The organism is Bacillus sp. FSL M7-1020 (assembly GCF_038050415.1).
GTDB classification, from domain to species: Bacteria; Bacillota; Bacilli; order Bacillales; family Bacillaceae_G; genus Bacillus_A; species Bacillus_A toyonensis.
The window spans coordinates 430968-454710 of the sequence record NZ_JBBOTW010000002.1; the positions used below are offsets into that span (position 1 = coordinate 430968).

General features: G+C 32.9%; 19 protein-coding genes and 2 pseudogenes. 17 read left to right on the forward strand and 4 right to left on the reverse strand.

Annotated features, from left to right (window positions below; all coding sequences use genetic code 11):
• The first annotated feature begins 119 nt into the window (after window positions 1-119).
• The 8 genes from MHB70_RS28670 to MHB70_RS28705 all read left to right on the forward strand — a co-directional run bounded on the left by MHB70_RS28670 (window position 120) and on the right by MHB70_RS28705 (window position 11668).
• Window positions 120-824 (forward strand): response regulator transcription factor, encoded by a 705-nt coding sequence (locus MHB70_RS28670; RefSeq protein WP_002137462.1) that lies wholly within the window; start codon window positions 120-122, stop codon window positions 822-824.
• Window positions 824-1810, forward strand: coding sequence for a sensor histidine kinase (locus MHB70_RS28675; protein WP_061529816.1), 987 nt, complete (start codon window positions 824-826; stop codon window positions 1808-1810). The genes MHB70_RS28670 and MHB70_RS28675 overlap by 1 nt, the downstream gene beginning before the upstream one ends.
• A gap of 143 nt (window positions 1811-1953) precedes the next feature.
• Window positions 1954-2724 (forward strand): ABC transporter ATP-binding protein, encoded by a 771-nt coding sequence (locus tag MHB70_RS28680; RefSeq protein ID WP_061529815.1) that lies wholly within the window; start codon window positions 1954-1956, stop codon window positions 2722-2724.
• Window positions 2699-4669 (forward strand): FtsX-like permease family protein, encoded by a 1971-nt coding sequence (locus MHB70_RS28685; RefSeq protein ID WP_061529814.1) that lies wholly within the window; start codon window positions 2699-2701, stop codon window positions 4667-4669. The genes MHB70_RS28680 and MHB70_RS28685 overlap by 26 nt, the downstream gene beginning before the upstream one ends.
• Before the next feature lie 32 nt (window positions 4670-4701).
• Window positions 4702-5439: a lipoprotein BA_5634 family protein gene (locus MHB70_RS28690; protein WP_061529813.1), complete on the forward strand. Its 738-nt coding sequence runs from the start codon at window positions 4702-4704 to the stop codon at window positions 5437-5439.
• Between the two features lie 1233 nt (window positions 5440-6672).
• A complete protein-coding gene (locus tag MHB70_RS28695; RefSeq protein WP_341343704.1) occupies window positions 6673-9093 on the forward strand; it encodes a transglycosylase domain-containing protein in 2421 nt (806 codons plus the stop codon).
• 203 nt (window positions 9094-9296) lie between these two features.
• Complete coding sequence (locus MHB70_RS28700) at window positions 9297-9440, forward strand: hypothetical protein (protein WP_371399524.1); 144 nt, start codon at window positions 9297-9299, stop codon at window positions 9438-9440.
• Window positions 9441-9703: 263 nt separating this feature from the next.
• A complete protein-coding gene (locus MHB70_RS28705; RefSeq protein ID WP_061529811.1) occupies window positions 9704-11668 on the forward strand; it encodes a M6 family metalloprotease domain-containing protein in 1965 nt (654 codons plus the stop codon).
• A gap of 73 nt (window positions 11669-11741) precedes the next feature.
• Here the strand turns inward: MHB70_RS28705 and MHB70_RS28710 are convergent.
• Window positions 11742-12224 (reverse strand): annotated as a pseudogene (locus tag MHB70_RS28710) (DUF6773 family protein).
• 567 nt (window positions 12225-12791) lie between these two features.
• Here MHB70_RS28710 and MHB70_RS28715 point away from each other — a divergent pair.
• Both MHB70_RS28715 and MHB70_RS28720 read left to right on the forward strand, forming a co-directional pair.
• Entirely contained in the window at window positions 12792-13322 is a 531-nt protein-coding gene (locus MHB70_RS28715; protein ID WP_061529828.1) for a hypothetical protein, read from the forward strand.
• Between the two features lie 450 nt (window positions 13323-13772).
• Entirely contained in the window at window positions 13773-13973 is a 201-nt protein-coding gene (locus MHB70_RS28720) for an alpha/beta-type small acid-soluble spore protein (RefSeq protein ID WP_033666981.1), read from the forward strand.
• 79 nt (window positions 13974-14052) lie between these two features.
• On the opposite strand, the gene MHB70_RS28725 is transcribed toward MHB70_RS28720, so the two are convergent.
• On the reverse strand, window positions 14053-14619 hold the full coding sequence (locus tag MHB70_RS28725; protein ID WP_061529810.1) for a hypothetical protein: 567 nt from the start codon (window positions 14617-14619) through the stop codon (window positions 14053-14055).
• 270 nt (window positions 14620-14889) lie between these two features.
• Here MHB70_RS28725 and MHB70_RS28730 point away from each other — a divergent pair, with 270 nt between their 5' ends.
• The 4 genes and pseudogenes from MHB70_RS28730 (at window position 14890) to MHB70_RS28745 (ending at window position 18478) form a co-directional block, all read left to right on the forward strand.
• Window positions 14890-15078: a hypothetical protein gene (locus MHB70_RS28730; protein ID WP_061529809.1), complete on the forward strand. Its 189-nt coding sequence runs from the start codon at window positions 14890-14892 to the stop codon at window positions 15076-15078.
• Between the two features lie 605 nt (window positions 15079-15683).
• Window positions 15684-16913 carry a DUF3994 domain-containing protein gene (locus MHB70_RS28735; protein ID WP_061529808.1) on the forward strand — a complete coding sequence of 410 codons (1230 nt, stop codon included), beginning with the start codon at window positions 15684-15686 and terminating at the stop codon, window positions 16911-16913.
• A gap of 730 nt (window positions 16914-17643) precedes the next feature.
• Window positions 17644-17904, forward strand: a pseudogene (locus MHB70_RS28740) (hypothetical protein); the annotation flags it as partial.
• A gap of 61 nt (window positions 17905-17965) precedes the next feature.
• Entirely contained in the window at window positions 17966-18478 is a 513-nt protein-coding gene (locus tag MHB70_RS28745) for a hypothetical protein (protein ID WP_061529805.1), read from the forward strand.
• A gap of 578 nt (window positions 18479-19056) precedes the next feature.
• Here MHB70_RS28745 and MHB70_RS28750 read toward each other — a convergent pair.
• A complete protein-coding gene (locus tag MHB70_RS28750) occupies window positions 19057-20058 on the reverse strand; it encodes a helix-turn-helix domain-containing protein (protein WP_061529804.1) in 1002 nt (333 codons plus the stop codon).
• A gap of 403 nt (window positions 20059-20461) precedes the next feature.
• Between MHB70_RS28750 and MHB70_RS28755 the strand changes: the two genes are divergently transcribed.
• The 3 genes from MHB70_RS28755 to fic all read left to right on the forward strand — a co-directional run bounded on the left by MHB70_RS28755 (window position 20462) and on the right by fic (window position 23120).
• Window positions 20462-21634 (forward strand): tyrosine-type recombinase/integrase, encoded by a 1173-nt coding sequence (locus MHB70_RS28755; protein ID WP_061529803.1) that lies wholly within the window; start codon window positions 20462-20464, stop codon window positions 21632-21634.
• A gap of 708 nt (window positions 21635-22342) precedes the next feature.
• On the forward strand, window positions 22343-22531 hold the full coding sequence (locus MHB70_RS28760) for a hypothetical protein (RefSeq protein WP_000331760.1): 189 nt from the start codon (window positions 22343-22345) through the stop codon (window positions 22529-22531).
• Window positions 22512-23120, forward strand: a complete 609-nt coding sequence (gene fic, locus MHB70_RS28765; RefSeq protein ID WP_061529802.1) for a protein adenylyltransferase Fic — start codon at window positions 22512-22514, stop codon at window positions 23118-23120. The genes MHB70_RS28760 and fic overlap by 20 nt, the downstream gene beginning before the upstream one ends.
• A gap of 357 nt (window positions 23121-23477) precedes the next feature.
• Here fic and MHB70_RS28770 read toward each other — a convergent pair.
• Window positions 23478-23743: CPBP family intramembrane glutamic endopeptidase (locus tag MHB70_RS28770; RefSeq protein ID WP_341343705.1), on the reverse strand; the 266-nt coding region annotated here is incomplete at its 5' end.

Sequence of the window (23743 nt, forward strand, 5' to 3'; positions counted from 1 at the left end):
TTTAATGGATACTTATTGCATTTTAGGGGGGATATAAGATATCATCTTTTTTAAATAAATAAAATATAAAACACTAAACGAACTTTAAAAATTACCCCTAAATTAAAGGAGATTACGAAATGAATACAATCATGATTGTAGAAGATGATATGAAAATCGCTGAATTACTGGGAACTCATATAAAAAAATATGGATACCAAAGTGTTATTATAGAGGATTTTGAAAATATCTTAGAAATATTTCAAGAGATAAAACCAGATTTAGTGATATTAGATGTAAATTTACCTAATTTTGATGGTTATTATTGGTGTCGCCAAATACGAGCTATTTCTACTTGTCCAATTGTATTTTTATCTGCAAGGAGTGGAGAGATGGATCAAGTTATGGCTTTAGAAAATGGTGGTGATGACTACATTACGAAACCTTTTTATTATGAAGTTGTAATGTCTAAAATCCGTAGTCAACTCAGGAGAGCATACGGTGAATATGCTCCTAAAGTAAAAGAACGAATAGTTGAGCAATCAGGATTATTCCTGTTCCCAGAAAGAATGGAACTTCAACTAGAAGATAAGACAATTATACTTACTAGAAAAGAAACAACTTTATTGGAAATATTGATAACAAAGTCTCCACTCCTTGTAAAACGTGAAGTGATTTTAGAACAACTATGGGATAGTTCATATATAGACGAGAATACATTGAGTGTAAATATAGGAAGAATTAGAAGGAAATTGCAAGATTTAGGTATTGAAAACGCACTGGAGACAGTTCGTGGTGCTGGATATCGTTTGCATGCTACTTGGGAGAGGGAAGGAAAGGAATAATGAAATTATTTTTAAAAGAACATATTCCACTCATTTGTTATACATTTGCCCAATTGCTTATCATTCTTTTTATATATTGGTTTGATGGTTATCCACATGTTTTGACAGCATTATATTCTGTATTTTTAGGTGTTTTTTTATTAATGGGTTATTTAATATATCGTTATTATAGTCATCGTTCATTCTACAAGCGTCTATCAACACCAATGGAAACATTAAATGAATCAATAAAAGATAGTGATTTGACTCCGTTATCAATGGCCTTAGAAACATTACTACAAACTCAATATCAATATTATCAAAACCAGTTAAAAAAATGGGAACGAAAACAACAAGAACAAATGACTTTTATGAATCAATGGGTTCATCAAATGAAAACACCTCTTTCTGTTATTGAGTTAATTACACAAGATGCAGATGACTCTCAATTTGACAGTATTAATGAAGAAACGGAAAGAATCAAAAAAGGGTTAGAAATGGTCTTATATGTTGCTCGTTTAGAAACATTTGAACAGGATTTTCATGTAGAACGATTGCAATTATTGGGAATGATTGATTCTGTTATTCATGAAAATAAACGTTTGTTTATACGTAGCTATGTGTATCCAGAAGTAAAAGTAGATCCGAGTCTTATTGTAGAAACAGATAAGAAATGGTTTCGATTTATACTCAATCAAGTACTGTCAAATGCAATTAAATATTCATCAAGTAAGAAAGGGAAAGTAATAGTATCGGCGTATTCAAAAGGACGAGCAATTATTTTGGAAGTAAGAGATTATGGAGTGGGTATTCCTACTGCTGATTTACCACGTGTTTTTAATCCATTTTATACGGGAGAAAATGGTAGAAAATTCAAAGAGTCTACGGGAATGGGGTTATATCTTGTTAAAGAAGTATGTGAAAAATTAAATCATAAGATTGAGCTAGAATCTGAGGTAGGTAAGGGAACAAAAGTTAGAATCGTATTCCCATATGCCTCTCGTTAACCGATGAAAGAAAGATTATTCATCGGTTTTTTCTTTTGAATCTTACAAACTTGTTAGATAAATGTTAGGGAAATCGATAGGGGACATACTAAATATAGGTTACACTTCATGTATCGAAAAGAGAAATGGAAGGTGGAATACTTGTGGAGATACTACATGTTTCAGATTTAGTGAAGGTTTATCCTGGAAAAATTTCTTATACAGCATTATCCCATATTGATTTAAAAATAAACAAAGGTGAATTTGTAGGAATTATGGGACCATCTGGGAGTGGTAAAACAACGCTATTAAATATGGTTTCTACTATAGATGCTCCAACGTCAGGAGAAGTATTAATTCATGGAGAAAATCCATATCTGTTATCTCCAGATCAGTTGTCTTTATTTCGAAGACGTGAATTAGGGTTTGTTTTTCAATCATTTAATCTCCTTAATACATTGACAGTGAAAGAAAATATTGTTCTTCCACTTACACTTGATGGTGTAAGCCCTAGAGAAATGGAAGGGAAAGTGGAAGCTATTGCTAAAAAACTAGGGATAACTGAAATATTAGATAAGCGTACGTATGAAATTTCTGGTGGCCAGGCACAAAGAACAGCAATCGCACGAGCTACTATTCATAATCCAAAATTATTACTTGCGGATGAGCCTACAGGGAATCTGGATTCAAAATCTGCTTGTGATGTGATGGAATTATTGACAAGGCTTAATAAAGAAAATAGCACAACGATGATGTTAGTGACACATGATGCAATGGCTGCGAGTTATTGTGATCGCATTGTGTTTATCAAAGATGGACAGTTATACAATGAGATTTATTGTGGCGATAATCGCAAAGTATTCTATCAAAAAATTCTAGAGGTTCTAGCATTATTAGGAGGAAATGCAAATGACTTTTCGACAGTTCGCATTTAATAACGTCATTCGAAGTAAACGAACATATTTGGCTCATTTTTTAAGTAGTACGTTTGCTATTATGATTTTCTTTACTTATGCATTACTTGCATTTCATCCTAATTTACAAGGCGACCTTGCTGCAAGTGTAACAATTAATACATTTGCAAAGTCAGGATTAAAGATATCGCAGGGGTTAATATTTTTTTTCTCATTCTTCTTTATCCTATATTCCGTAAGTGCATTTTTAAAAACAAGAAAAAAAGATTTTGGAATTCTAATGCTACATGGGATGTCACGTTCACAGTTAAATAAATTAGTATTTATTGAAAATATAATAATTGGAATCGCTTCTATTTTAACAGGAATTACAATTGGAATGGCGTTTTCTAAGTTTATCTTAATTATGAGCAACAACCTGCTAATGATTGATAAAGGACTCCCATTTTACATGCCCTTTAAAGCAATTGGAATAACATTTGGAGCTTTCTTCTTATTATTTTTACTTATTTCACTTTTCACTTCTCGACTAGTAAATGTAGAGCAATTAGTAGAATTAATAAAAGCAGAAGAAAAGCCAAAGCCTGAACCAAAAGCATCCCTTTGGCTATCTTTGTTCGCATTAATTTGTATTGGATTAGGATATACAGCTGTTTTCCATAGTGTTAACGCAATTCATTATAAGGATATGAAATATGTATTATTCATGATGGCGACAGGGGTGAGCTTTGTTGTACTTGGAACGTACTTCTTATTTACACAGCTCAGTGTGTATGTGTTGCGTGCATTAAAGAAAAGGGAAAATATTTTCTTTAAGAAAACAAACATACTCACAATTTCAGATTTAGTGTATCAATTAAAAGATAATGCAAAAATGTTTTTTATGGTCACTATTATTTCTGCTGTTGCCTTCACTGCAGTGGGGACTTGTATGGGGTTAGGTAACTCATCCATGGCTGAATCAGATAGCCCTTTTGCATTTTCTTATCGGTCTTATAATAATAACAATTTAGAAAAAGAACATATAAAAAGGATTGAAAGTGAACTCAATGATGGCGGGTTTAATTTCAAACGAGTGACTTATTCAATCAAACAAATTTCGGATACCATTTATGACAGTAATATTTTATTAAGTGTTATAAAAATAAGTGATTATAATAAGTTAGCTGAGGCATTTGGTTTTGAAAAAGAAAGCTTACAAGATGAAAATGATAGTTTTGTCATACCTTCAAGAAAAGTTATTAATACAAAATCTAATCGAAATAACTTTCAATTGTTGCATGGAAATATAAAAAAAGCTATGCATGTAAATAAAATACTAACGCCAAAAGAACTACAAGATACAAACATAACGACAATTATTATTCCGGATACTGTATATAATCAAATGATTGTGGATCCAGAGAATCACTACGGTCAATTCACCATCAATGGTTTTGTTGTGAAAGATTGGGAGAAAACAAAAAAAGTTGCTGAAAAAATCTTGGCTTCCTTACAGAAAGGGAATAAAGATATAAATGATCCTTTGGTATACAACGAATCATATCAATTTTCGGCTTTAATTTTTACATGGATAGCTATGAAGCAAGGGTTTGGACTTGCATCTATCATGAGTGTATTAATAGGTATTGTTTTCTTTACGTTTGCTGCAAGCTTTTTATATTTCCGATTATATACGGACTTAGAACGAAATCAGCAGCAATATAAAATGATAGCAAAAGTTGGTTTAAGTAAACCTGAATTAAAGAAAATTGTGTCTCGTCAACTTGCATTACTATTCTTTTTACCCATTGTAATTGCAATTACACATAGTGCAGTAGCTTTTACAGCCTTACAAGAGTTAGCCGATTTTTCAGTCTTGGGTAGTTCCGTTATGGTATTAATTTGTTTCTTAATTTTGCAAATTATATACTTTTACTTTGTTCGATCTCAATACTTAAAAAAAATGTATAAAACGATTTTTTAATTCAAATATAATTAAAAGAAGGAGAATATAGGTTGAAAAAGAGACTTGGATTATTAATAGTAGCTGGTATTTCGATTACCATGTTAGGAGCATGTTCATTATTTGGTGTAAAAGATTCTCCAGCAAATGGAATTTCAATAGAAGTAGGAAAAATAAACGAACAAGCAAGAAACTCTATTATAGATTCGTACAAAGGTATAACAATCTCACAAGACTTATATCAATTAAAAGAAGGGACTATAGATAATAACAAGCTCAACATAAAGCTCCCGAATAATTTTGGGGGTGATAGCGCTACTAGTAATTTACTATTTATAAGTAGAACGACTGCTAAAAATATGAATAAAAAAGGACTCATACGTGAACGCGATAATAACGAGGGGCTCCTATCTTCAGACCCTCTTGATTCGTTACCAAAAATAGAAAAAGATGAAACGATCATATTTGCAAATAAAGAATATAAGGACTTAAAAGAAATAACATATGACGGGAAAAAAATGAGTACAAAGTACGAAGGTGATGTATGGCTAGCACCATATCGTGGTGAATCCAATGTGATCCTAATAATTGTAGATGATACTTTATTTAAAGAAATAAATGGGAAAGAAAAAACAAGACAATTTCTATCTTTTAATAAATCTTTTGGGAATCTTAATTTAGTCAATCAGGGGAAAGAACCAGAATTAACAAAGGAAATAAATAAATTGAATACGGCTTTAGGTACTGAGGGGAAGGGAGCCGTTGAATTTGTAACTATTACAGAAAAGTAAAAAATTACGTCTATATGGGTAAAAACTGGTCACCATCAAGTTAAGAAAAATAAATACACCAAAACGAAAAAACTCACTTCTTATCTGAAAAAAGATGAAAAGTGAGTTTTTTTGCTTAGCATGATAATGTTCCAAAACGCTGATGGTATTACATGTCTATCAAGCTAAGATTGGATTTTCTATGAAATTCCATTTCTCGTTGTTGCACCCCTATTAAAGTTTCGGTTCCGTTACTATAAAAACTCAAATTTCTTCCTCGTATTAAAGTGGAACAAATTTATTACTTAAATTGTCTATTAAATGTAATCCTAAAAACTTAGTGCCCAAACACGATACATTGAGTCTGGTTTGACATCTATTCTAAGTACTGCTAAACACGAAAGGACTGATTATCTTGAAAAGTACAAGGATGTTAAAAATAGGGATGTGTGTTGAAGTATTAAGTTTAAGTCTTGCAAGTGTAAAACTTTTTACAGGTGAACTATTTTAGATGGAAGCAAAAGGAAAAGTAGAGAAAACTAAATATGCAAAACATACGCCTCATTGAGTACTAACGTAACTTGAGAAAAGTTCGACGCTTGACTGGGTTACTATCCAATCGACGCTGATACAAAATGGGCAGTTACCTATCGATTACTTTACGAACGGTTTGTTTATGCATCTACCTTTAAGGCTCTGATTGCAGGGGCATTTTTACTACAATATCCAATTGACAAATTAGGCGATATTTTCACTTATACAAAATATGATTTAGTCAAGTATTCACCAATTACAGAGAATCAAGTGGATACCGGTATGACTCTTGGGGGAAATTGCGGAGACGGATATTCATTATAGTGATAACACAGCGGGGAACATTTTATTCGAAAAATTAGAAGTCGATTCTTTTTTACATTAAAAGAATCGTTTTTTACATTCTTTTCATTACGATTATGCTAACAAGAACCATTATATTAGACGAGTAATGTAAGAACTCACTATTACAAATATTAGATAAAGTGCAAAGAGATGAGGAACAGCTCACAATTTTCTTGCTTTAAGGGGCAGCATTATTATACAGAATAGAGATGGAATAGTTAGTTCAAGAGTTAATCTAAGTTTTATAATCTATAGATTATAAAAATATGTACTGTTTCTGATTAGCACACTTTTTAAATATAAGTATATTTCTGAAGGTAACCTCAATAATTTTAAGTAAATCAACAGGAGAATTGAAAGGTAGGAGAAAGTAGCATGTCAGAAAATTATCGTTCTCGAGAGGAGCGACGACAAGTTAAAAAGAAAAAACAGCCAGCAGCTAAAAAACAAAAACCAAAAGGTAAAACATCATTTTTTCGTAAGTTTTTAATTAGTTGTTTATTACTTGGTATTGTAGGGTTAGTCTCAGGGGTTGCTACTTTTTTCGTTATGATTAAGGATGCGCCAAAACTTGAGAAAACAAAACTTGTTAATCCGTTATCCTCAAAAATTTATAATAAAGATGGGAAATTGATATATGAATATGGGAAAGAAAAACGAACAAATATTATGTATGATCAAATTCCTAAATTAGTAGAAAATGCATTTTTAGCGGCAGAAGATGCACGTTTTTATGAGCATAGAGGCGTTGACTTTAAAGGTACTACACGTGCAGTTTTAGTCAGCCTAAAAGGGGATTACGGCTCTCAAGGTGGAAGTACGATTACACAGCAAGTTATTAAAAATTACTTCTTATCAATGGAAAAAACGTCAAAGAGAAAGGTACAAGAAATATATTTAGCGTATAAGCTAGAACAACAGTATTCAAAACATGAAATTTTAGAAATGTATTTAAATAAAGTTTACTTAGGAAACCGTTCATACGGAATCGCAACAGCAGTACAAAATTACTATGGTAAGGAATTGAAAGATTTAACACTACCAGAAGTCGCGATGCTTGCCGGTTTAATGAAAGCGCCTAATAACTATGATCCAACGAAAGAACAAAATATCAATAAAGCAACAGAAAGAAGAAATGTTGTACTTCAATTAATGAATCGACATGGTTATATTACAAAAAAGGAAATGGAAGACGCATCAAAAATTCCAGTAACAGATGGACTGAAGAAAGCAACTGAACAAAAAGAAATGCCATATCCCGCGTTTATGGATGCGGTTGTGAAAGAGGTTGAAAAAGAGTTGCCAGATGCTAATATTGGATCTGACGGTTTAGAAATTTATACAACATTAGATCCAAAGGCACAGGATTTTGCGGACAAGCTTTTAAATGAAAATATTATTAATTATCCAAATGAGAAATTCCAAGGCGCTTTTACATTTATGGATACGAAAACTGGAGAAGTTCGTGCAATTGGTAGCGGACGTGGTGAAAATAAAGCTGTATTTAAAGGGCATAATATAGCAATTGAATTAAATCGCTCAGCAGGTTCAACGATGAAACCAATTTTTGATTACGCTCCTGCAATTGAATATTTAAAATGGGCTACTTACCATCAAATTGATGACTCTCCATTCAAGTATTCAACCGGACAAGAAGTTAGAAATGCAGATAGAAAGCATTTAGGACCAATTACAATGCGTGATGCATTGAAAACGTCCCGAAATATCCCGGCAATAAAAACTGCTAAAGAAGTAGGAATTAATAAATCAAAAGCTTTCTCTGAAAAGCTAGGTATTACATTTAATGTAGCACCGACCGAATCAACAGCGATTGGTACAAATGAAGCGTCACCAACTGAAATTGCAGGTGCTTATGCGGCATTTGGTAATGATGGTAAGTATACTAAACCGCATTTTGTTAAGAAAGTCGTTTATCCAGATGGTAAATCAAAAAACTTTGAGCAAAAGCCAAAACGAGTTATGAAGGATTCTACAGCATATATGATTACTGATATGCTTCGTACTTTTGTTTCATCTGGATTGGGTACAACAGCTAATATAGGTTCTTTAGATATAGCGGGTAAAACAGGTACAACAAACTATTCTTTAGAACAAATAGCAAAATATAATTTACCAGAAAGTGCAACCCGTGATAGTTGGTTTGCTGGTTATACACCACAATATACGATGGCAGTATGGACTGGATATATAAAAGATAGTAAAGAAAATTATATTAGTAGTAAAAATACGAAGATTGCTCAGTTGATTTTTAAAGAAATGATGACTAATTTTGCTACAGATAAGTCGCAATTTAAAATGCCGAACAGTGTAGTTCAAGAAGGTAGCGAATTACGTATTAAAGGTGAGAAGCGTGATTCTTCTCCAAATGCAAATATAGCAAATACGACTGAACAGCCGAATGAAAATAAGCAAAAAGAAAAGAAAAAGAAACAAGAAGAATTAAAGAAACCAGAAGAGCAAAAGCAAAGTGAGCCAAACAATGGTAGTGGCGAAGGAAATACAAAGCCGCCAAACAATGGTAGTGGCGAAGGAAATACAAAGCCGCCAAACAATGGTAGTGGCGAAGGAAATACAAAGCCACCAAACATCGGTAGTGGCGAAGGAAATACAAAGCCACCAAACATCGGTAGTGGCGAAAGAAATACAAAGCCACCAAACAACGGTAGTGGCGAAGGAAATACAACACTGCCAAACAATGAGGATGGCCATGGAACGCCGATGCAACCAAGTAATGATGGGGATTCAGGAGAGGATCCAGCCAATAATAGCCAATAAGTAATACGAAGATATTGTTGGTCCTTTTGCAAATTTTAAAAAAGCATAAACAGATTAGTAAATGAGGACAACGTTTAGGAAGTAGGTAGTAGTCGTTAAAGTACATTGTAAGTTGAAAATGTGAAGTCTCTTTATATAGTAATCCTTAAATGAAAAATACGCTATTCTTTCTACAGAATTATAGGAAAGGATGGCGTTTTTCTATGTATTTATCGATTCGAGATGAATTTCACTTCTTCTATGAATCTCTACATATTCTTCAACAACTTGCAAAAGAGCCAGGATTTATAAAACTAAAAATTAAGAATGGTGCACAAGACTGGGCTGCTTTATGTAATTTGGGTTAGTCAACATGTGACATTATATACATTCTAAAAAAGTATAATTTTTTTCGGAACTCCACATGTAACTTTCATCAATCAAGTTTTATTGACTAATATTGAGAAAATATTAATTTAATTAAAAAATAACATTTTTTAATTTATTGTAATTATAATTAAAGGTATTCTGTTAGTCTTATGCAGATGTATCTCTCGATTCATTCCATGTATGAATCTAGTCTGGCTATCAACAGAATATGCCACATACTATTGAAAAAGGGGGAAAGTTAATGCAAAGAATTTTTAAATTCCTGTTCATGTCCGTTTTTTCTTTAATTTGTGTTTTGTATGTTCAAACGAACGCTTTTGCCGCACCAGCACACGATGGAATTGTCAAAATGAAGCAGCCTTCAGGCGAATCTTTTGAGGGCACGTTACATGGAGATGAATGGTTCCATTGGGTAAGCACAAAGGATGGCGACGTACTTTTACAAGATCAGAAGGGATATTGGAAATACGCTGAGCTTACATCAGATGAACTGAAATCAACGGGTACAAAATATAAAATTGATAAGAAGCCTTCAATGGCGGTAAATGAAGACAATTTGAATAAATGGATAAAAAAATACAATCCTCAAGCAAAGAAAAAACAGGAGCACATGAATAAATTACAAAAAGAATCACCAAAAAATATTGATGGAACTGTCACTCCAGTTTTAGGAAACAAAAAATTACTTGTTTTGTTAATTGGGTTTACAGATGTTGATATTGCATATAACGATAACGACTGGAGTAACAAATTCTTTTCTACAAATCAAAAGTCAGTTAAGAATTACTATAATGAGGTAAGTAACGGAAAAGTACAGATAACTCCAGCTCCTGAAACATATGGTACTCAAAATGATGGAGTGGTTAAAGTGAAATTAGATTACGCTCATCCGAGTACATCGGGAAAAAGTATGGGTACGGTTATAACAGATGCACTGGCTAAAGCTGATTCTCAAGTGAATTTTGCTAGTCTTGATACTAATAATGATCAAGTCATTGACTCTAAAGATGGCTTCTACATTGTAAGTTTTCTTGCTGGTAATGAACAGGCTGCTCCTGGTGCTCCACTTCCTTATATTTGGGCACATCAGTCGTATGCTCCAAATACAAATCACGATGGTGTTACGGTATCAGGCATGTATACGGCACAGGGTGAAAAACAATATGGTCATATGGCAACGATTGGTATTCCTGCTCACGAGTTAGGTCACTCCTTTGGCTTGCCAGATCTATATGGTGATAATAATCGTGTGGGTAGCCTAAGTATAATGGGTAATGGATCTTGGAATAGTCTTCAAGGAGAAGATTATGGAGCCACACCCGGTCATATGGATGCTTGGTCAAAAGTAAAATTAGGATTTGTAACACCAAATGTAGTAAATACCACTAATAACTTTACTCTAAATGCGATCCCAAATAACTATAATGTGTTAAAGATTCCTTTAAAGGATAATACGTATTTTTTAGTTGAGAATCGCGCAAAGGTTGGGTATGATGCGAGCTTACCAACAAATTCTGGTGGTATTGCGGTTTGGCATATTGATGAATCTATGAATAATAATTCCAGTGATCCTCATCCTTTCATTGATATAGAGCAATCAGTCAGTGAATACCAAGACCCGTTCTATTACACGAATCAAAATCATGCTGCTACGTTTGGTCCAGACACTAATCCGAATAGTAATACGTACACGGGAGAAAAGTCAGGAGTAACGATTACAACTACAAGTACAAGTAATTCAGCTATGAATGTAGCAGTCACAACAAAAGAAGCTAGTTTAATTTCGCAAACAAACTGGACACTAAAATATGTAGATAGTTATAATTGGTACAATTTAGGTACTTATGCATTTGATGGAAACAAAGACACGTTTTGGCATACTAACTGGAGCCCTGTAGCTCCAATGCCGCACGAGATTCAAATTGATTTAGGTGCAACCTATAACCTCTCCAAATTCAGCTACTTGCCAAGGCAAGACGGCCAAATAAATGGAACGATTAAGGACTATGAGTTTTACGTCAGTAGTGATGGGGTAAACTGGGGAACAGCTGTATCCATAGGTGCTTTTGCAAACAATACTAACTTGAAAGAGGTCAGCTTTGCAAGCAAGACAGGTCGTTATATTAAACTACGTGCATTAAGCGAGGTAAACAACAATCCATGGACAAGTGCCGCTGAAATCAATGTATTTGGAGTGGCTCAATAATATATTTGTGAGGGTATCTATTTAAATCATTGATACGCTATTTCAGAAGGTTATCATCCGCTGAGAGTTTCGTTCAGCCTTTGATAACCTTTTTATTAGATCTATTCCAGCTAATTCTAGCCATTATATATTCAATAGCAAACAAAAACGAAACAACTAGTATGAACTTCATAATGACACCAAACCATTCCATTAGACTTTGCGGTAATGGATTATGCTACGTAATAGAAGCAACACCACCTAAACATAAAAGGAAAGTAAAAGTAAACTTCTCCTTCAATTTTAGATTCATTTTTTCTTTACTGTCGACCTCTGGCTCATACACACCTGCAAACAAACATCTGATAAAAAAAAGCACACCAAAACTGACAACAATCCCAAGTGTTGTAGCCCATTCTATAAAGGGACGATGTAAAAAGAAGCCTCGTATGATGACATCAGCAAGGGCAATCAAAAGGATGAATACACCCGATTGTGCCCAAATGTTCAATTCAATCTTTTGAATCCGTTCATCTGGATGTGTAGTAAGTGAAAACCAATTTTTTAATTTCTCCATTTTTTCCTCCCGAAATATCTCTTTTCATATTGTATTTTGTACACCGCGAAATCTATGAGAAGCTTTCAGTGTATCGCCTGAAATTAGGTAAGACGTGCGATGTGAAAATAACCCTGCAATAAATTTATATTCTATATATTAAATTATAACAATTTAAAATGCAATATATACCTTACATTAAGTCTTGTATAAATTACTTATTGACCGTTTTTATATAAAAGTGTTTCTAAGCTAAACTTTGTGAATGTTCTGTAAAAATATTATCAATTTTCTATTTATTTTTAATGTTAATGTATTATACATGTAAAGATTTTTTCTACAAATCAATTGATGAAAGAGTGGTATGTATCATCAGTTTTTTTCCTGGAAAGGGAAGAGAGCTGAATATACAAGGGGGTTTCTTTCTCTTGTATAATAAGTTCATTATTCTTGTCATATAAAATATGTGGAACCATCCGATTATTCCTATATAAACTATATATTGATAAAATTTTACAAATATATAAAAATATGAAAAGTAATTATACAATGGATTCGAAACATATACTAATTGGGGAGTGGATGATTTTGAAACGAATCTTTGGTGTACTTTCAACAAGTTTATTAGCTGGTGTCATGTTATTTGGTGTATCCAACATCGAGGCAAAAGCTGCAGAAAAGACAGATAAGCCTTACAAAGTAGTGGAGCCAGGGTTTAATGGAGAACAAACGACAATTGGATTTGATACAAAAGCAGATTTCGAGAATCATATTAAAACGCACACTGTTTCAAAGAATAGCACGATTAAACCGCTAGCAGCAATTTACTCTACTTTTTATCACGATATTAATGCAAGTGGACCAAACTTCAATGTAAATGCTAGTAGAAACCCAGTTGTAGTTACAAATTTCGCAGGCTGGAGTAACGATGCTGTATCGAGTGTGCGTACGCATTCGTATGGAGACCACACAATTATTTATGAGCATGCTAATGCACAAGGGCGTGGACTTGCACTTGCGAACACGGGTGCCGTCTATAATTTGACAAATTATAGTATGGGTGACGGGGCTAGAACGTGGAATGATGAAGCATCTTCAACGATAGTAAAATCGAATTAATTACTATACTAATAAAAAAAATGATCCTGACAATTTTAGGATTATTTTTTTTTGATTGAAACACTGTAATAAATTTAGATACATTAAGATTTACCACATATGTAATTAACGTAAGAACCCTTTAAATTAGAATTGGGAGAATTTCAGTAAAGATATTTTGTACATTTCGATTGTACCCCATGCCAATCAACTTAAGGGGAAAACAAACTGAACCTTCATTCAGCCAGGTCAAAACATTCATCAATAAATTAAAATATAAAAGAAATCTCTTCATAAACATATATTCCATTCTGCATATTAATGCAAATAAAGAAAACTTGTACTGTTATTCTGCTGAAATTGTAATGGAAAAGTAAAATGGTTGAAAATGCACAAATTAAAAATGGTTTTATTTACCAATAATATTTTTTTTATTTCGTAGCATAATAAACCTACTGGAGGTGATATATGATGGCAAACAATCGTAACAACTCTTTAGTGATACCAGGTGCAGAGAGCGCACTGGATCAAATGAAATATGAAATCGCACAAGAATTCGGCGTACAATTAGGCGCTGATTCAACTGCAAGAGCGAACGGCTCTGTAGGTGGAGAAATCACAAAACGTCTCGTTGCTATGGCAGAACAGCAACTTGGTGGATATAACAAATAATGCTAGATGCAAATTAGAAAAAGGAGAGATTATATCTCTCCTTTTTTTGTTTAATATTCGATTATAAATAGTACATTTGTTATCTTTCTTGTCTCTCATTATTTGTTTTTTCCAACCACTTAGAAACGGATTCTTGCATACGAGATTCTAATGATTGTATCGTTTCATTTGATATAGCAAGTGCTTGATCCTCATACTTCTTAGGGAACATGTTGCGTAAAGTAGGTTCGTTTTCAGCACCATCACTTGGTTCACGGTAATCTTTAATGATGTAATTATCCCCATTTTTTAAGACTGTCACACGGACTGGAAGTAAATGTCCTGCTTGAGAAACAGTCTGCGTTTCACGGTTATATCCTTGCATGAGGGAATGAAGGTAGACATACATTTTTTCATCCTTCATCTCAGTTCCATAGATTACATGCGTCTCAAGTTGCTTTTCTGTATGATTTAATTTGTCTTGATTCCAGGCAATGATACTTTCTGAAATAAGGAAATCTAGTTTGCTGTTAATCGGAACATCCTTTGCATCATTTGGGCCTGAATCACACCCTGTTGCAATGAAGACGAGTATGACAATGCTTACGGTAATCATTATTCTTCTCAAAATCTTATTTTCATATGTAAATCCAAAACGCCTGTTCATCTATTCCGATTCCTCGTGATTATCCACAGATAAAAATCTCCATATGGCAATAGAAAAATCGTCTCCGAACTAAAAAATTATTCTATCCAAGGGGATATATTGAATTATATAATATATACTATATGATTCTTACATATTACGGGAGAGAATCTATGAGAAAAGTTATAATTTATAGCGGGATCTTTTTTATGATTCTTTTAAGCGGGTTGTATCCGCTTCAGAAAAGATACTACAGATACGATTTATCTCATTCCTGAAGCGTACGAAGAAATGATAACAGAAAAGACAGATTATAAAATCACAATTGGTTCCATTCCAACAGATTCTGAGTCCGATAGTAATTTTGTTCTGTTTATTAATGGGGTAACGGAAGAGAAATTAGATGAACTTGGTTCAATTGTTCGTCAGTTTACAGGGATACCCATCAATCATTACAATCATGGCATAGAAAAGAGATAGAATAACAGAAGAAAACACACGGTTCCAAGTTAACATTCCGCGTGTTTTTTGAGCATACACTCTTCATTTATAACATATATATTGTATATACGGATATATCGTGTTATAATATGAAGGAGAAACTCGCGTGTTTCAAATACAACATTTTTATCTTCTTGATGACCTCTTATCTTTCCGTAAGAGGTCCTTTTTTATCTCTCCGTATTGCATATCCATCAAAATGCTCTACAAAGAAACTAGAGTTTTCTACACGGTGATATTCTCTAGTGTTTTTTCTTTATCCAGATTATCTATTTCTGAGTAATCAATAAATTATGCCTATTTTGTATAATTTTATCAAAATTACTTTGACCCATTATTAATTTCACTATAAAATAATAAAAGGATATATCTGGCTAACGGTTATATGCATAGGTATGTCCTTTTTTGTAATGATATTACGAATTAATGCCTAATACTGATACGGTAAATGAGATGAATCAGGCTGAAATAGGTAGTAAGGAAAGCAAAACAGTAATAGCAGACAATACATATCGTGAAAACGTTCATAATGGACTATCTATGGATGGAGAGAAGAAGTACGAAAAGATAAGGGGCAAAAGAATATGAACAGATCACTCAAAGGTATCGCATTAACAGGGCTAAGTGTAAGTTTCTTGCTAGCGGGTTGCACAACAGAAACATATGGACTTACACAGTCAGAGTACAAACTGGTAGATAAAGAATTTAAAGCAGATAAAATGGTAGAAGACATGAAGCGTTTGCACTATAGTGATGAAGAGATTGAAAGACAATTAAGAGGTGCATTAGCTACAATTAAAACTGAAAAAGATGAGAAGAATAAATCTGAAAAGAAGGCTGAAGTGAAAGCTGAGTCATATAGTAGAGAAAGTAAACCAGAAACAAACAAGTCAGGATACGACAACGATGTAGAGGGGTTTCCTTCAGACGAAGTAGATAATGCAGATATAAAGATGGTAAAAGTTTCAGAAAAAGAGTATCCGTATCGTCTATACGAACAATTTGTAAACATTCAATATGAAGCGAAGGAACTAGAGAAGAGAAACAATTTATTATTTACAGGTGATAAAGTTCATATAACTCGTGTATTAGACCAAATAGATACAACAAAGAATGATGTAAACAAATTTGCCAGCCTAACTCCACCTTCCCATTTTAAAGACTATTATGAGCATGCCATCCTAAGAGGGACAAAGGATATTAAAGGAAACTTACAGAAAGTAGAAGAGGCGGTTAAAAGGTATGAAGACGGTACGTACAGTACATCTAAAATGAAAGAAATCGTAGAAAATGGTACGAAAAGTATAGAAGAAGGGATTTATATGTGGTTAGGGCTGTTTGAGGAGATAGACGAGAAATACCCTGATGCAAGGCAAAAAGCACTTGATAAGATGAAGAAGGATATGAAGGATTCTGTCAATAAAACCTATATTGATGATGATTCTGTGCCTGATCCTAAAGATGGAATAATTGAACTTTCTTCAAGCGGCAAGGAGTTAGTCGGAGTATGGGACTTTTATAAATTTGAAAAGGTAACTTTTAGTATAGATTTCAAAAAAGACGGAACGATGACCATGTATGAAAGTCAAGACAAAGAACAACAAAAGAAAAACTATGCAACAGGAAATTGGTCATACGATGGAGACAAAAAACAAATTACCTTATCATTAAAAGAGTTTATTGAAAACGGTAAGAAAAACGAAGAGAACGATTATGAAAAGAATCTACCCTTCACAGTAAAGTCTTTCACAGGTGATTCTTTACGAATAGCCGATAAAAGAGGTAGCGTTGAAAAAGCGAAGAAACAGAAGTAATCTCGTATAAAAAGAGTATATAAAAAATAAAATAATGAAGTTCATTACACTAATATGAAATCAGTAGTAGAGGGGATTGAAAATCTCCTAAAGAGATGTAAATGAGGTTGAAGATGTGGATAACTAAGTTCAGTATCCTGACTTTCTATATAACATAAGTGTATTCTGTAGAATGAATCCCTCGGAGGGCTATTATGGAACCTTTAATCGATGTTATTTTATACTTTGTATTTTATTTTGGAACACTGTTTCTTATACTGGGTACTGCATTGGTTTTATTTATCGCGTCTGCATTACCAGTAATCAGGAAGAAGAATCTATCATTCATAATGATTAGTTTAGGTTTGAACTACTCACCACTTAACGCCCTTACGGACTGTTTGAAGTGGGAGATTCCTGTGAACACCAATGTTTCCACCGGCTATCTTAGCAGGCTCTGCCCGTAGTCCCTACGGTGACAACATAAGTATCGTGTACGTTGACTCACCACGCTTCCTACTTTAGCTTGGTTTTCGCAACTTCGGCAAACGGGGGGCGAAAGAACGTTGAAGATTTTACAGTTGCAACGTTTTTCTGCAACCAACCTTATATCTTCAGTTTTCAAAGAGCAATCTGTACAAGTATATGGTAGCAAATATGTTGGCTTATGCCAACCGACATTCATCTCCCACCTAAAATTGGTGTTTCAGATCTTCACATTTTTGAGGAAGGAGTCTTTTGTCGGAAAATGATAAATATACTTGTCATTCCATTGTCTTATTTTATTGGCGGGATGGCAACAGCTTCCCCTGGTAGTACGATGCACGATTTTTGGAAAGTATTTTTCTTTATTCAGGTAATGCTGTTCTCCCTACTATTGCTATCTTTAGTTTGGTGGTTTATACGACGGAAAAAAGGAGAAGTTATCATGTATCGTTTAAAAAAGATTTTTACTAGTATTTATGATGCAAATAAGCTGTCCAGATGGGCAGCTTATTGTATTTATTGCTAAGCATGATTGTTTCCAAAATGAATGCAATACCACTATAAAGTGAAATAGAAGGTGAAACATATTGAAACCCTATCAAACGTTAGCCCACTTGTATGCATTAGGACTAGGCTGTGGACTTTGGAATAGGGAGGAGATAATTTCATGGTGCGATGGGTTAATTGAAGCAAGTGATCACCCGCCATATGAAATTATAGAAATATCCTTAATGTCTACAGCAAAAATGGTATGTATAGAATCGACTTTACTGTCATATAGCCGTATAGCTGATGAAAAAACTTCAGTAAACATCCTTCTTTCTATTATAAATGAAACGTTAGTAGCTCAGAAATGGAATGTGAAACAAGCTATTACTTGCTCCACTCGATTACTAGTAAACAGAGGCCTGTACTGGGAAGAGGAATATTTTGATTTATACAGCCTTGATGATAGCTATGACTTAGCACAGAAAGGTATCCATTTTAATGAAGAAGATGTGATTTCTGCTTATATCGATTCATTAGGTGCTTTTCGCGTCCATTATAAAGAGTTTGAGGATCTCTATTTGCAAGTTATGAAACAGAAGTGGGAAGGGTAGAAGGCAGGAAAATGAATCTTTGAATCGTAAGAGTTACTTCCCGTATTTATCTAAAAAAGTGATGCATTATGAGTGCATCACTTTTTTCATCTTTTTATTTTCCTTCTAAACGTTCTTGCGCTTTCATTTTCAAATAATTATTTCTAAAACTTTTCCCTGATTTCACTTAACAATGCAGTGCTTTAGTAAATTCATCATTTTATTAGCTAGTATTTCGACCATTGAACCAGTATTTTTGAGTTAAATGATGTAACTCTATTTTATGACTTCGCATTTTTGTTTATTCGAACTTTCTGTGAGTTAGTTTTCATAACCATTTTTAAGCGTGGATGGCATTTAGGGGGTACTTCGAAACTTTAGCTTGATGACGATCTGACGAAATCCTATATAGTCAAATATCAGAACTTCGTATCTTAGTATTCTATGTGTAACATCGTGAAAGACGTTTTTATTTCATGTCCTATGATTTTATGAATATGTCCAAAAGTAAATAATTTATAATTACCGAATATTAAATTGAGCAACTTAAGAAGCTTAGAAAGATTTAATTTCTACGCTTCTTCTAATTGATCCCAAATTTATTCTCGTTCCAGATTTGTTATATAAGATTTTACAGCTTGCAATAAGAATTCTTCTTGCCCAATACCAGCATCAGCGGCCATTTGAACTATTTTTTGTTTAAATTCATGATTAGCATGAAAAGTTAATGGCTCTACATTACTTTTAAAGTAAATCCCTTCTACATGTGGAAGGATCGTGCCGGATATCATATGAGAATGTAAGTATTTAATCTCTTCTTGAAATTGTAATGGCTCTACTTGTAATACGAAAGGTTTAATTTCTAATTTGATAGTATCTGATGTAATAGTTAATCGCATATTTGTGACACCAAGTTCTTTATAAAATAAGTTAATTAGATTATAAGTAATGGAATTAAATAATTGAGGTTTTTTAAATGAAAAAGATAAATACCCACGTTTTGTAATTACCGCTTGTTTCTGAAGAGGTTCAAAGGAATAATCATGTTCCTTATAAGTGGATAATGGGAAAATTTCTTCATCCTCTGTAAGAATTTTTCCATCTGCTCCATTAATCTCTATTACCCTAGCTGTTTTTCCGGTATGTAGATGTCTTAATAATTGATATAGATATATATCTTTATCTTGAATCTTAGTGATGAATGTTTTTCGCTCCTTTGTTTTAGCTTTTTCATAATCAAGCATAAAAATCTCTAGCTCTTCTTCATCGATAAGATATACTTGTTTTCCTCGTTTTTCTACCATTGTCGCAGGTAATTTTCCAGATTTGATGTATGTAAAGATAGTAGATGGTGCTACATTAAGAATTTCAGCCACTTCTTTTGTGCTAAGGCCTTTAACTTCATCTTTATTTTTTAAGCGTTCAATATCCTCCAAATAGAAAATCTTACTGCCAAATTGTTTCCAGTTATTTTTATATACACATTCTATTAATCCATCTTTTTCTTTCTTTAATATTGTCTGTACGGTTACTCCTAATAAGTCTGCTGCCTCTTTTGTCGTTACAGTAGGTTTTGTAATAAATAATAAATCCTGTGTCATGAAAGGATACCTCCTTAACTATTGTTTACTAGTATTTTAGATATGTTTATATCATATCAGAATATGATTTATATTTAAAATAAGAAATAGAATTTATTAAAGTTCTTATACATCATTATAATTTAAAAATATCTGTAGTTTGTTTTATATTTTAATAAGTTTTTATAGTTGGTTTTATTATAAATATAATTTTAATGTTAGATAATAAATCATTAAATAATATCTATTTAATAATAAATTATAAAAAAATATAAAAATAGTTAAATAGAGAAGAATGATGCATTCTTACAGAAAGAAAATGAATTATCATTTGTATAATGGATAGAAGTAAAATAAAATGATAAGTAGAGGTAATAAAAAGAACTATATTCATAATCTTCAATAGGAAAGGTGAATTGGAAATATGGATAACAAAAATGAAAAAGAGAACTTATCTATAATAAATATTCAAAGTGAAAATATAGATACATATGTAGATAATATAAGAGATATGGTTTCATTCCTGCATGATAGTCGTTATGTAGATAAGTTGGAAGAGAAGATGGAAGTTGCAGAAAAAGAGGGAAAGAGTAAATATACGTATTTAAGTGATCTGGAAGTCATTTATCATTTCGTACATTTACAAAAAGATATGGATGAGAAGAAAAATAGAAAAGAAGATACGAAAAAGAGTTATGTTTCTGAAATCTTATCATTTTGCCAGTGCATGGTGCAGCATGCAGAAGAATTTGAATTAGATGGAGAAGAGGTACAGCAAAATGACTCTTTATTGAAAACATTACAACCTTGGCATATTCGTAAATACAATTCTTGGTTGAAGCAGGTAGAGAACGGTAGGAATGGTGACATATATGCAGTGGCAACACTTGCAAAGAAAACAGTGCTCATTCGTTCTTTTCTAAAACATCTTCATGTATTTTCTTATGTTGAAAAGCCTCTTCATGAAGAACTGCAACGCGCAAATGTAAATGAACAGGATCGGCCAAATCGGGATCTTTCCTATGATGAGGTTATGAAAATTTTAGGATTTTATAAAGAAAGAGGACATTTAGTAAACTATACAATTTTACTAGCCTTGGCAAGTACTGGTGCAAGAATTCAAGAATTGTGCACCGCGAGAGTGAAAGATTTACATTTTGATGGAAAGTACTGGTTAAAAGTCACTGGAAAAGGGAATAAAGTGCGTGAACTTTTCATTTCGGAACATTTATTCCGATGTATTTGTGAAATGAGACGGAGAAGAGGATTCCAAACTGTATTGGATCGAGGAGATGAAAGTCCTTTATTAGTAAATCAAAGGGGGAATTTTTATAATTCGAAAACGTTATCGAATCAGGTAACAGATATGATAAAAAAGACAAATTTAGAATTTCTACAGTATCGTGAAAATCCAGTAACGGCGCATACATTCCGTCATGCTTTTGCAATTATGGCAGTAGAACAAGGTAATGCAGATTTATATCATTTAATGCAAACACTTGGTCATGAAAATATTCAAACGACTAAAATATATTTAGAAAAGCATATGAAGCGTAAAAATAACGTTGGATCTACTTTCGCTGATATGTTGGTTTGAATTGTATATAGTTTATGAGGTTATTTTATTATATATTTTTTATATAATAAAATAATATGTATGTTCGTTTATTCATTGTCAAGATATATAAATGGAAGTCTTTATTTTCCACTACAGATGTGTCACCAAATATTCGCAAATCAGAAGATGGATATTATAAGACACATGGGATGAATAAATAGGAACGTTACTATTGAGAAGAGAATTGTTAAGGCTTGGACAAGTTTTTTCTTATATGCATTATCATATTGAATCAAAATGGTTATGAAAACTAACATTTTCTATGTAGACTTAGACAATAGTAGGAAATTTAATCACGTACTCTATCCTAATTTTAATCATCAGGATATTAAAATTAGGATACTGAGTTACCCATATTTGTATGAAATACTGTATGAAAAACAAATAAAAGTCATTGTAACAATTGAGGATATGAAACCTAATCTATTGAAATTGAAGTTTGTTTTTAGAATAGTTTAAATATAGAATAGTGTTAAGAAATTGAAGAATTGATGGAGTATTCATATCCTCGAATTTATCTTATTCAAAGAAGATAAATATTGTGAAATGATAAAATCTAAAATTATATATTTGTTATGGACATAGACTTGGGCTTGAGTTCTAGCTCTAGCTTGTCCTAGTCTTTCGCTTGAATATATTACTAAGTCATATATAATATGCTTATAGACTTGAAAGTGAGGGTGGAGAATGGCATACAGCAAGGCGCAAAATGAAGCCACAAAAAACTATAAAAAACGTAATCCACAACAAGCGAAATACCTCAATTATAAAACTATGGCTAGAAGTTTCATCAAGAATCTAGCCACACAAGAAGATTTGGATATGCTAAAAGAATTAATGGCAGAAAAAGAGGAGAATGACCGTGTTAGAAAATAAATTAGGTATCAAAAATCAGTTGGAGTTGAATCGAGAGGAAGAACGACTATCAAAAATGAAAGCCAAAGATTTATATGATTCAGGAGAAATAAACCACATAGAAGTTGGCACATTTAAGGGGCTTACTGACATACATAATTATCTATTTGAGGATATTTATTTCTTTGCTGGAAAGGTTCGAAAGGTTAACATAGCGAAGGGGAACTTTCGATTTGCTCCTGTTATGTATCTAAGCCATTCACTAGAACATATAAATACTATGCCACAAACAACCTTTGATGAAATCGTTGAAAAGTATGTTGAAATGAATATTGCCCACCCTTTTAGAGAAGGAAACGGTAGAGCGACTAGAATATGGTTAGATTTAATCTTTAAGAATGAAATTCAACAGGTGGTTGACTGGAATAGGATTGATAAAGAAGATTATTTACTGGCAATGGAACGCAGCCCGATAAAAGATATTGAAATTAAGCATTTACTCCAAAATGCACTAGTAGATAAAATAAATAGTCGTGAAGTATTCATGAAAGGCATTGATATTAGTTACTATTATGAGGGATATACTGAATATGATATAGAGGATTTATAAACAAAAAAGGGAATTGAGTGGTGAGAGACTCAATTCCTTAGGTGAAGTACAATAAAATTACAGCTGTAGAAGCGATAAAAAAATAGGAATGAAGAGTAATACGTTTTCTTATTCCCCCTTTTCGTGGTGGGGATGGGCAAAAACCCCCAATAACCGAACTGGAAATTGAAAAATGACTTATCCTATCGATAAGTCATTTTTATATCGCAATTATCAACAATATAATTTTAATAAAGCCAAAAAATAAAAAATCCGATTTCAAATCATATTGGAAATAAAAGGAATAATGTGGCCTATTTTTACACGTATCTTCTCCTTATCATATTTCACCAATTGAATTTGAAACACATCTGTATGCTATTTATTGAAATTTACTATTCGAGACGTAATTATTGCAGTAATCAAGATGATAATAGCGGTTATCAACCCAGATTCTCCAATCCAAATCTCAGTTTGATATCCTGTACTTGCACGTGCGAAAGGTCCTTGAATAATGGCATTCCAAGTGGTGTGGATGATAACCGACGGCCAAACACTACCTGTGATAAGTCGTAAATAAGCTGTAATATAACTGAATGGTACAATACAAAAATAGATGCCAAGTACAGAGAGAAAGACAGATG